We start from the raw sequence: 2,041 nt of genomic DNA on the forward strand, positions 1-2,041 counted from the left end.
GCAGTTTATCCGGCAGCTTTCGCAGTCATGATGGATCGTTTTATCAAAGACACAACTCATATTTACATTGCATGTGGAGCCACTGACTTCAGAAAACAGATGGATGGTCTGGCCGTCGTTGTTAATATGGAGTTCAAGTTGGATCCATTCTCAGACAAATGTGCCTTCATCTTCTGCAACCGAAAAAGAAACGCTCTTAAGGTTTTGCGTTACGACGGCAACGGCTTCATTCTAGCCAGCAAGAAGCTGCTCAATGGGATGAAATTTCAGTGGCCGAAAACCCCTTCGGAAGTCAAAGAAATAAACGGCCAGCAAGTTCAGTGGCTGCTTCAGGGGCTTGAAATTGAGCAGAAAAAAGCCCTTCAGCCGGTAACGATGACGCTTGAGAACAGCTGTTATTAACTGTTTCAAAACAGCGTGCGCAAATTTTGATAATGGCTTTAAAACGGCTTTTTCGAGGTGCTTTGTTACTAATAATTGTAGCATTCAGATGCTAAAAATGGTATAATAGTACCAATAAAAAGCAAAGGAATGGATACCAATGACGGGACAGGAAGAACTGCTGATATTACGGGCGCTGGTGGAAAAGCAGAAAGAAGAAATTGCTGCCAAAGACGAAATTATTACCAAACAGAATATCCGAATTGAAAATATGGTACAGGCGCTTCTGCAGGCCAGAAAGAAACTGTTTGGTGCCTCCACCGAAACATCGAAAAACCTGGATGGACAACTGTCCCTGTTTGAAACAACACAGGAGCTTGCGAAAGAACTGTTCAGCGAACAGCAGAAAATAACCGTCCCCAGTCATGCCAGGAAAGCCCGCCAACCTGGAGTTCGTCAGGAAATGCTTGCCGGTCTCCTGAAGGAGATTGAAGAATATATTATACCACTTGATGAGACCTGCCTTAAATGCGGCGGGGAACTGACGGTTATTGGGAAACGGATCGTCCGAACCGAAGTGACCTATGAACCGCCAAAACTAAAGGTGAAACAGATTGTCCAGCAGATTGCAAAATGCACCCAGTGCGGCAAAGAAGGCAGTGAGAATCCCAAGGATCATTTTCAGAAAGCCGCCGTACCGGTGCCGGTACTCCCGCATTCCATTGCCACGCCGTCACTGGTGGCCCAGGTCATGTACCAGAAGTTTGCCATGGGCATGCCCTTTGCCCGTCAGGAAAAAGACTGGTACCGGTTGGGGCTCATTCTATCCCGGTCAAACATGGCCAACTGGACAAACCGCTGCAGCGAAGAATGGCTGACACCGGTTTATGAACGCATTCATGCCGAACTGCTTTCCTGTGAGGTGCTTCATATGGATGAGACACGGATTCAGTGCAACCGGGAGGAAGGCAGGAAAGCCAACAGCGAATCCTATATGTGGGTAATCCGCAGTGCGGCATGTGAGACAATCCGAGCCGTGTTCTTCCATTACTCCCCCAGTCGCAAAGGGGAGATCGCCAGGCAGCTGCTTTCCGGGTTCCATGGATATTTAACGACCGATGCGTATTCCGCTTATGAAAAAGTCGAGAATATCCGGCGCAATTTATGTTGGTCACATTATCCGAGAACTATGATTATCCGAGTAGAATCTACAGAAGCCGCATGATTAAATAACTTTACAATTACCTTCTCGGATAATCGTAACTTCCTTTAGAATAGAATTATAAAAATTCTAAGGAGGTATCCCCCATGAACTCTGAAAAGTCTAAAACCCTGTCCTTTAGCGGCTTACTGCATGAGTTGATTCAATCCCTTGAGGATAAATCTTATGATCGACTGACATTAGATAATTATCGCCGGACACTCAGAAAAATTGAACCCTATATGGATGAAAATGGTATTGATGCTTATACTCCTGAAGTTGGTCGGCATTATTACGAATTTTATCTTGCTAAAAATGAACCAGGTGTTTCACGTCAGAAAGCGATAATCACAGCGATCCGGAGATTGAATGATTTTTATTCTGGAATTGAATATAAGGTTCAGCAGCAACATCAAGTTGAATTATTGCCTAATAACTTTGAGTATGTTTTAGATCTTT

3 protein-coding genes are annotated in these 2,041 nt (G+C 44.7%); all 3 read left to right on the plus strand.

What is annotated here, in order from left to right; translation table 11 throughout:
* On the plus strand, nucleotides 1-402 hold a 402-nt coding region (gene tnpB, locus FZC41_RS17010), incomplete at its 5' end, for an IS66 family insertion sequence element accessory protein TnpB (protein ID WP_148568645.1).
* Nucleotides 403-541: 139 nt separating this feature from the next.
* Nucleotides 542-1,606: an IS66 family transposase gene (gene tnpC, locus FZC41_RS17015; protein ID WP_243136756.1), complete on the plus strand. Its 1,065-nt coding sequence runs from the start codon at nucleotides 542-544 to the stop codon at nucleotides 1,604-1,606.
* A gap of 83 nt (nucleotides 1,607-1,689) precedes the next feature.
* Nucleotides 1,690-2,041, plus strand: a 352-nt coding sequence (locus FZC41_RS17020; RefSeq protein WP_170254051.1) for a site-specific integrase, incomplete at its 3' end; no start/stop codon positions are given.

This window comes from Acetobacterium paludosum, assembly GCF_008086595.1.
Classification (GTDB): domain Bacteria; phylum Bacillota; class Clostridia; order Eubacteriales; family Eubacteriaceae; genus Acetobacterium; species Acetobacterium paludosum.